Annotated in this window: 9 protein-coding genes; 7 read left to right on the forward strand and 2 right to left on the reverse strand. The window is 69.8% G+C overall.

Going from position 1 to position 8,148, the window contains the following annotated elements; genetic code table 11:
• The first annotated feature begins 147 nt into the window (after positions 1-147).
• Positions 148-1,374: an acetyl-CoA C-acetyltransferase gene (locus tag ACWD3D_RS29470; RefSeq protein WP_451463813.1), complete on the forward strand. Its 1,227-nt coding sequence runs from the start codon at positions 148-150 to the stop codon at positions 1,372-1,374.
• A gap of 85 nt (positions 1,375-1,459) precedes the next feature.
• On the opposite strand, the gene ACWD3D_RS29475 is transcribed toward ACWD3D_RS29470, so the two are convergent.
• On the reverse strand, positions 1,460-2,143 hold the full coding sequence (locus tag ACWD3D_RS29475) for a chaplin (protein ID WP_451463814.1): 684 nt from the start codon (positions 2,141-2,143) through the stop codon (positions 1,460-1,462).
• Between the two features lie 633 nt (positions 2,144-2,776).
• Between ACWD3D_RS29475 and ACWD3D_RS29480 the strand changes: the two genes are divergently transcribed.
• The 5 genes from ACWD3D_RS29480 to ACWD3D_RS29500 all read left to right on the forward strand — a co-directional run bounded on the left by ACWD3D_RS29480 (position 2,777) and on the right by ACWD3D_RS29500 (position 5,894).
• Entirely contained in the window at positions 2,777-3,178 is a 402-nt protein-coding gene (locus tag ACWD3D_RS29480; RefSeq protein WP_451463815.1) for a rodlin, read from the forward strand.
• Positions 3,179-3,479: 301 nt separating this feature from the next.
• Entirely contained in the window at positions 3,480-3,713 is a 234-nt protein-coding gene (locus ACWD3D_RS29485) for a chaplin (RefSeq protein WP_451463816.1), read from the forward strand.
• Positions 3,714-3,990: 277 nt separating this feature from the next.
• On the forward strand, positions 3,991-4,296 hold the full coding sequence (locus ACWD3D_RS29490) for a hypothetical protein (protein ID WP_451463817.1): 306 nt from the start codon (positions 3,991-3,993) through the stop codon (positions 4,294-4,296).
• 210 nt (positions 4,297-4,506) lie between these two features.
• Entirely contained in the window at positions 4,507-4,917 is a 411-nt protein-coding gene (locus ACWD3D_RS29495; protein ID WP_328718654.1) for a rodlin, read from the forward strand.
• Positions 4,918-5,486: 569 nt separating this feature from the next.
• Complete coding sequence (locus ACWD3D_RS29500; RefSeq protein WP_386892168.1) at positions 5,487-5,894, forward strand: rodlin; 408 nt, start codon at positions 5,487-5,489, stop codon at positions 5,892-5,894.
• Positions 5,895-6,030: 136 nt separating this feature from the next.
• Here ACWD3D_RS29500 and ACWD3D_RS29505 read toward each other — a convergent pair whose 3' ends face one another.
• Positions 6,031-6,531, reverse strand: a complete 501-nt coding sequence (locus ACWD3D_RS29505) for a DUF5949 family protein (protein WP_451463818.1) — start codon at positions 6,529-6,531, stop codon at positions 6,031-6,033.
• 384 nt (positions 6,532-6,915) lie between these two features.
• On the opposite strand from ACWD3D_RS29505, the gene rsgA reads away from it, so the two are divergent.
• Complete coding sequence (rsgA, locus tag ACWD3D_RS29510; RefSeq protein WP_451463819.1) at positions 6,916-8,079, forward strand: ribosome small subunit-dependent GTPase A; 1,164 nt, start codon at positions 6,916-6,918, stop codon at positions 8,077-8,079.
• Positions 8,080-8,148 lie beyond the last annotated feature (69 nt).

Raw genomic sequence — 8,148 nt, forward strand, 5'->3', positions numbered from 1 at the left:
TCCTGATCGGAGTGGTCATGACGCTCGCCTGGGTACCGCGAGACCCCCCTCGCGCCCAGCAGCGCCTGTGGTTCCTGCACAAACTGGCGCTCTGCACCCCCGCACGCCGCCCCGGCCGTGAGCCGTACCCGCAGAGAGAGGCCCACCGTGACCGACCCGCTCGACGTCGTCGTCTGTGAACCGCTGCGCACCCCGATCGGCCGCTTCGGCGGCTCCTTCGCACGATCGACCCCCGCCGCGCTCGCCGCGCGTGTCATCTCCGAACTCGTCGCGCGCACCGGCATCGACCCGGAGCGGATCGACGAAGTCATCCTCGGCCACTCCTACCCGAGCGCCGAGGCACCCGCCATCGGCCGGGTCGCCGCGCTCGACGCGGGGCTGCCCGTCACGGTCACGGGCACGCAGATCGACCGGCGCTGCGGCTCGGGTCTCCAGGCCGTCCTGGACGCGGCGATGCAGATCCGCGCCGGCTTCAGCGAGGTCGTGATCGCGGGCGGGGTCGACGTCATGAGCGCCGCCCCCTACTACACCCACGACGGCCGCTGGGGCATCAAGGGCCCCGGCCTGCAGCTCCACGACTCCCTCGCACGCGGCCGGGCCACCGCCGGCGGCCTCGACCACCCCGTCCCCGGCGGGATGATCGAGACGGCCGAGAACCTGCGCAGGACGTACGGGATCAGCCGAGAGGACCAGGACGCGCTCGCTCTGCGCTCCCAGCGACGCGCCGCCCGGGCCGCGGCCGAGGGCCGCTACGCCGCGGAGACCGTCCCCGTCACGGTGCGTACCCGCGAGGGCGAGCGGACCGTCACCGCCGACGAGCACCCCCGCCCCGACACCACCGCCGGGCAACTGGCCTCGCTGCGCCCTGTGCTGGGGAAGACCGACCCCGGAGCGACGGTCACCGCCGGCAACGCCAGCGGCCAGAACGACGCGGCTGCCGCCTGCCTCGTCACCAGCGCCGTCACCGCCGAACGCCTGGGCCTGACACCGCTGGTGAGGTTGGTCTCCTTCGCGCGCGCCGGTGTTCCCGTCTCCACGATGGGCATCGGCCCGGTTCCCGCCACCCGGACGGCCCTGGAGCGTGCCGGGCTCGCCCTCGCCGATCTCGACCTCATCGAGATCAACGAGGCGTTCGCCGCCCAGGTCCTCGCCTGCACCCGCGAGTTGGGCCTCGGGGAGAAGGACCACGAGCAACGGATCAACGTCAACGGTTCCGGCATCTCCCTCGGCCACCCCGTCGGCGCCACCGGCGCCCGCGTCCTGGCCACCCTCAGCCGGGAGATGCACCGCAGCGGCGCCCGTTACGGCCTGGAGACCATGTGCGTCGGCGGCGGGCAGGGCCTCGCCGCGGTCTTCGAGCGGGTCGCCGGCTGATCGGCAACCCCTTGGCTCCTGGAACGACGGAAGGCCCGGCCGGGAAGCGCTCGCTCCCCGGCCGGGCCTCACTGTCCGACGGGCGTCAGTTGCGCGAGTCCCGGGCACGACGCATCAGCAGCACGCCGCCGAGCAGCATCGCGGCGCTCGTGCCCGCGGCCAGACCGGTCTCGGCCGCACCGGTCTCGGCCAGCTCCGGCGGAGCCGGCGCCACGGGGGTGTCGACCGGCGGGACGTCGACGGGCGGCACATCCACCGGCGGGACGTCGACGGGCGGGACGTCCACCGGCGGGACGTCGACCGGGGGGACGTCGACCGGCGGGACGTCGATCGGGGGCACGTCGATCGGGGGCACGTCGATGGGCGGGACGTCGATCGGGGGCACGTCGATCGGCGGCACATCGATGGGGGGCACGTCGATCGGCGGGACGTCAACAGGCGGCTCGACAGGCGGCTCGACGGGCGGCTCGACGGGCGGCTCCACCGGCGGTTGGACGGGCGGCTGGACCGGCGGGACCTCGGGCGTGCTCGCGTTGGCGCAGGTGTTGCCGAACGCCGGGTTGAGCAGCGCGATGACGTTCACCGTGTTGCCGCACAGGTTGACCGGGACGTGGACGGGGACCTGGGCCACGTTTCCGGAGCCCACCCCCGGGGAGCCGACCGCCGCGCCGGACGCGTCGGCGTCCGCGAAGGCCTGGCCACCGGCGACGGAGAGGAGCCCCGAGGCGGCGGCGATGAGCAACGTGCTTTTCTTCAGAACCTGTCGCATTTCCTGCTCTTCCTTGGAAATTTCCGTATGACTGGACCCGCCCGAGGAATCACTGAACGGGTGCCACTGTGCGACCGGGGCCGGAGACCTTGGCGGACAGACGTCCCACGTGCGCGCTGGATAACAGCCCTAACGAAGCGCGCCCGTGATGGAAACTCGGAAAGTTCCGGAAAAGTCTCAATCACTCGTACGGATGACCCATGAATGCGTGACGTGACGCACGGTCCGAAAAAGGTTGCCTCAACTACCCATTGTTCCCAGGTCCGTTCGATGGGGCGTCGGCTTCCGGCGACCTTGGTGCGAGAGGGCTCCCCATGGCCTGATTCCGCTCGCTGGAGCTGGCTGTGACGGAGGTGGTTCGTCTGCCGTACCGGAATGCGGGAACGCTCGGGGCGCATCACGTTCTCGTCGCCCGTCGGTGCCGGGGGAGAGCTCGCGGAAGGCCTCGGAGGTCTCGCGGAAGTCTCGTACGTGCGGTCGGGTGCCCACCCGGACGAGCAGTAATCTCTGCGTTTTGCCAGGTGGGCGAAGGGGGCGCCGGGCAATCGGGTGAACGCGGAGAACCAAACGGCGGGCGGCGAGTTGATCAGGCCGCTCCCCTCCACGGGGCAACGAGTACGAGAAGGGTTAATCGTGATCAAGAAGGTTCTGGCGACGGGTGCCGTCGCCGCATCCATCCTCGGTCTCGGGGCCACGCAGGCCATGGCCATCGGCAACGACGGCGGCACCACTTCGGTCAACGGCAACGGAGCCACGCAGTCCTACGGCAACGCCGAGACGAACGGCGACTGGAGCCCGCAGTTCGGTCTGGTCCAGGGGTCGCTCAACAAGCCCTGCGTCGGTCTGCCGCTCAAGGCCAACCTCGGTTCGCTCATCGGGGCCATCCCGATCTCGGTCCAGGACGTCAACGTGCTGTCCTCGCCGCAGAACCAGCAGTGCACGGAGAACTCGACCCAGGCGAAGGGCGACGAGGCGCTGTCGCACATCCTGGACGACATCCCGATCCTTTCCGGCAACGGCGCCGGCAACAACTGATCGACGCACGCCGGAGGGCCCGGGCCGACGGCCTTCCTCCCCGTGCGGCCCGGGCCCGTCCGCTGCCGTTCTTCGGCAGTGCGCGGCGGCCCGCCCGTGCCCGCGTGCCTGTCGCGACACTGGTGGCCGTCGGATCATCACACCATGCGGGTGGATTTCCGGAAAATCTCCCTGAGGGAGTTTCGATTCCACCCGCTCCTCGTTATGAAGGAAAGCGTCGGAGTTGCGAGTGATCTCCAGAACGCTCGTGCGGCACGAAATACGTGACCGCCTCGGGCTCCGTCGCGAGAAAGGGATGAAAATGAAGTACACCAAGGTTGCCGCTGTCGCCGCCGGAACTCTGATGGCGCTGGGTGCCGCTGCCCCCGCCATGGCCGACGCCGGTGCCGAGGGCGTAGCCGCCGGTTCCCCGGGCGTTCTCTCCGGGAACGTCATCCAGATCCCGGTCCACGTTCCGATCAACCTCTGCGGCAACACGATCAACGTGATCGGCCTGCTGAACCCGGCCTTCGGCAACACCTGCGTCAACGCCTGAAAAAGGCCCGGGTGAGCCGAGCTCATCCATGGTCGGCCCCGGATCGCTTCGGTGAACCGGGGCCTTCGCCATTGCCGGAGAATTCCCCGACGGCTCGTGAGCGGCGCCTTGTCCGGGGGCTGGAGAACATCCGGAAAAATTCCCCCCGCACGCAGTTTCCGGGGCAGTCCCGGGCTCGTTGTCCTGGTGCGAGCGGCAGGAGTCACAGCCACGGAAGGCTTGTGTGCGGTCGCCCTGAGGGGCCGACGCGGCTGCCGCTCCGGAAGGGAAGCTGAAAGTGAAGTACGCGAAGACTGCCGCGTTCCTTGCCGGTTCGGTGGTCGCCCTCGGAACGGCCGCCCCCGCGTTCGCCGTCGCGGAAGCCGCCGCGGAAACCTCCACGGCCCCCGTCTTCAGTCTCGACACGGGCCTGAATCAGGTCATGGACAACACTCCGCAGGTCGTCGACGCGCTCGGCGGCACGGTGGAAGGTGCGACGGAGACCATGAAGAAGGACGGCACCGTCGGCAAGCTCGCCGGTGAGGCGAAGAGTGCCGCCAAGGGTGCGACGCCGCTCCTCGGCGGGCTTTCGCTCGGCGGCTGACGAACGCTTGCCGATGCCGCCCACGTTTTCCGCCGGCCAACCGGCCTGCGGAAAGCGGAAGGACCATGCGTAGGACCGGTCCGCGCCGGGCGCCGACTTCCGCGGACGAAACACCATTTGAGTGAACCGGCGCAACCAATCCCGCACCCGAGAGTTGATCAGGTCGCTCCGGACAGGCGGGCTCGTAGACATTTCAAGAAGGGCATTTCCATGTTCAAGAAGATTATGGCTTCCGCTGCCGTCGCGGCCTCCGTCGTCGGTGTCTCCGCTGCCTTCGCGCCCTCCGCGATGGCCATCGGCAACGACGGCGGCACCACGTCCGTCAACGGCAACGGCGCCGTGCAGTCCTACGGCAACTCCGCCACCCACGGCGACTGGAGCCCGCAGTTCGCGCTCATCCAGGGCTCGCTGAACAAGCCCTGCATCGCCCTGCCGGCCAAGGCCAACCTCGGTTCGCTCATCGGGCTGGTCCCGATCACGGTCCAGGACATCAACGTGCTGTCCTCGCCGCAGAACCAGCAGTGCACCGAGAACTCCACCCAGGCGAAGGGCGACGAGGCGCTGTCGCACATCCTGGACGGCATCCCGATCCTCTCGGGCAACGGCACCGGCAACAGCTGACACCCGCGGGTGCGGGCGTGACGCCGCGAGGACGCGCGTCCCGCACCCGAGGCTGTTCCGTTCACCCGGCACTGGACCACGCGTGGGGCCTGTTCCTCCGTACGACCGATCCCTCGGCCGTACGGAGGGACAGGCCCTTCGTCGTGTCCGGGCCGCTGCTCGCGGCCGCGCCTCTCCGAGGCGGACGGCGGCCCGGGTGTTGGGCCGGATGCCGCAGCGTGGGCTGCCGCGACGACCGGGTGCGGGTAAGGGTCCTCCATGGACCAGTACGACAGTCAGAATCCGCCGCGCGGGCAGCGGCCCGTGGAGAGCGACACCCCCATCTTCGACCGGCTGCTGGCCGAGTGGCAGGCGGCGAGCCGCGTTCCCGGGCCGACGGAACCCGCCGCCGCGGTTGCGGGCTACCGGGTACCAGCGGCGCGAAATCACCATAAAACGCCCGGAAGGTAAGCCATTGGCGTCTATTTCACGCCAGATCGAACCCATTTGAGTGGTACTGCGCAACCGAATCTTCCGCAGAGGGTTGATCAATACGTTCCACAACGGAACGCTCCGAAAGGTGAAGCGTGATGAAGAAGATGATGACCGGCGCGGCAATGGCTGTGTCCCTGATCGGTCTGTCCGTCGCCGCGGCCCCGATGGCCCTGGCGATCGGCAACGACGGCGGCACCACGACGGTCAACGGGAACGGCGCCGAGTCGGAGGTCGGCAACAGCGAGACCAACGGCGCCTTCAGCCCCCAGAACCAGCTCATCCAGGGCACGCTGAACGACCTGTGCCTCGGTGTTCCGGTCAAGGCCAACGTGGGCTCGCTGATCGGGCTCATCCCGATCACGGTCCAGGACGTCAACGTCCTGTCCAACCCGCAGAACCAGCAGTGCGCGGACAACTCCACGCAGGCGAAGGGCGACGAGCCGCTGTCGCACGTCCTGGACGACATCCCGGTCCTCTCGGGCAACGGCGCCGGCAACAACTGACCCGCGCGCGGCCGGGCGGCCGGCGGGAATCCTCCCGCCGCCGCCCGCACCCGCGGGTGAGGCACCGCTCATGATGATGTCCACCACCCCCACGGGGATGGTGGACATCGTCGTTTCGCGGGGAGGCCGGGCCGGGTCAGCCGAGAGCGCGTACCGGCATCATGCAGTGGGCCGAAGTGGCGACGATGTCGGGGTTCGCGGCGAACGCCCGCAGCTGGTCCTCGGAGACCGGATGGCCGGGCACCGCCTCGGGCCAGGGACGGGTCGCGAACATGCCGTACACCTGGCCCCGGTTCCTGGCGGCGGCCAGCCACTCGGCGGGCGCCGGGTACTGCGCCGTGAAATGAGGCAGCGTCAGGACGGCCTGTCCGGACTGGACGAGGAGTTTGACCTGGACACCGGACTTCTCTGCCGTGTCGACGACTGCGCCGCCGACCTGGAGGCCGGCGCGTTCGAGCGCCGTCCGCATGGCGGCCTGGCCGGCCACCGGGCCGTCCTGGCCGTCCCCGAGGGAGTAGGTCAGGAGGAAGGCGACATCGGGCCCGCCCTCGGGATGCCGGCCGCTCCAGCCGATCACGATCTGGGAGCCCAACTGGGCAGGGGAGTAGGGGTGGATGGACGTCTGGGGTGAGGTCATGCTCGGCACCCTAACCGTGGCGGACCGGGTGTTGTGCACGCTTATCACCTGAACGAGGGAGATCTGCGGGTAATACCGGCGTGTGACCACGGAAGCCCGCGAAGCCGCGGCCGGCCGTGTACCGGGGGCTCCGGGAAAAATCCGTTGACGGCCGCCGGGGGCGACTGGCTAGGGTGGACACCGTTCCCCTGCGACACCGCACGGGACGAAGAGCCGGCGAACGACCATCGGCGAGGAACCAGGAGGTGAGGACATTGATGACTGTCACCGCGACGGGCGCTGCCCGCAATCGGACGAGCACTGTTCTCCCCCCTGTGGCCACCGGCTGACCTGCATCGCGCTGAGCGCGACCCACTGCCGGGGCCACCCTGTGAAGGGTTTCCCTTGTCTTTCTCCTCCCTCGCCGCTCTCTCCGGCTTCCAGGCCCCGTCGCATCCCCTCACGCCCTACGGCTGGGACGACGACTGGGCCGCCGCCTTCGCCCCTTACGCCGCGCAGGGTCTCCTGCCCGGTCGCGTGGTGCGGGTGGACCGGGGCCAGTGCGACGTGATCACCCCCCACGGCACCCTGCGGGCGGACACCGCTTTCGTCGTGCCCCGAGACCCGATGCGGATCGTCTGCACCGGGGACTGGGTGGCCGTCGATCCCGACGGTGACCCGCGGTTCGTCCGTACGCTGCTGCCGCGGCGTACGGCCTTCGTACGGTCGACCTCCTCGCAGCGTTCCGAGGGGCAGGTGCTCGCCACCAACATCGACCACATCGTCATCTGCGTGTCCCTCGCGGTCGAACTCGACCTCGGGCGGCTCGAACGCTTCCTGGCACTCGCCCACTCCAGCTCCGGCGGCGACGCCCTGCTGGGCGGTGCCGCGGATGCGGGCGGACAGCCCGAGACCGTGGTCGTCCTGACCAAGTCGGACCTGGTGCCGGACGCCGCGACGCTCGCGCACCTCACCGAGGACGTCGCGGCCGTCGCCCCCGGGGCGCAGGTTCTCAACGTCAGCTCGCACACCGGCGAGGGCGTCGAGGTCTTCACCGCTCTCGTCTCCAGCGGTACGAGCGTGCTCATCGGCATCTCCGGCGCGGGCAAGTCGACCCTCGCCAACACCCTGCTCGGCGAGGACGTGATGGAGGTGATGGCCACCCGCGACGTCGACGGGAAGGGCCGTCACACCACCACGACCAGGAATCTGCTGGTCCTGCCGAACGGCGGCGTGCTCATCGACACCCCCGGACTGCGCGGGGTCGGACTCTGGGACGCGGGGACGGGAGTCGGCCAGGTCTTCTCGGAGATCGAGGAGCTGGCCGAGAACTGCCGCTTCCACGACTGTGCCCATGCCTCCGAGCCCGGTTGCGCGGTGGCCGCCGCCGTCGAGGACGGGTCCCTCTCCGTCCGGCGGCTCGACAGCTACCGCAAGCTTCTGCGCGAGAACCAGCGCATCGTCGCCAAGACCGACGCCCGTGTCCGTACCGAGATGCTGCGTGAGTGGAAGCGCAGAGGAGCGGAAGGCCGGTCCGCCATGGAAGCCAAGCGGGGACGGGGCAGGTAAAGGCCCGGTCCCCCCGGGGATCGCGCTCACGACCTCGGGGATCACCCCTCACGTCCGCCGGGCCGGTGC

This window comes from Streptomyces sp. NPDC002690 (assembly GCF_053592415.1).

What these genes read in the sequence shown, in the direction of transcription:
- ACWD3D_RS29475 (WP_451463814.1), bottom strand. Translation starts at nt 2,143, where the DNA reads ATGCGACAGGTTCTGAAGAAAAGCACGTTGCTCATCGCCGCCGCCTCG.
- ACWD3D_RS29485 (WP_451463816.1), top strand. Translation starts at nt 3,480, where the DNA reads ATGAAGTACACCAAGGTTGCCGCTGTCGCCGCCGGAACTCTGATGGCG.
- ACWD3D_RS29495 (WP_328718654.1), top strand. Translation starts at nt 4,507, where the DNA reads ATGTTCAAGAAGATTATGGCTTCCGCTGCCGTCGCGGCCTCCGTCGTC.
- ACWD3D_RS29500 (WP_386892168.1), top strand. Translation starts at nt 5,487, where the DNA reads ATGAAGAAGATGATGACCGGCGCGGCAATGGCTGTGTCCCTGATCGGT.
- ACWD3D_RS29505 (WP_451463818.1), bottom strand. Translation starts at nt 6,531, where the DNA reads ATGACCTCACCCCAGACGTCCATCCACCCCTACTCCCCTGCCCAGTTG.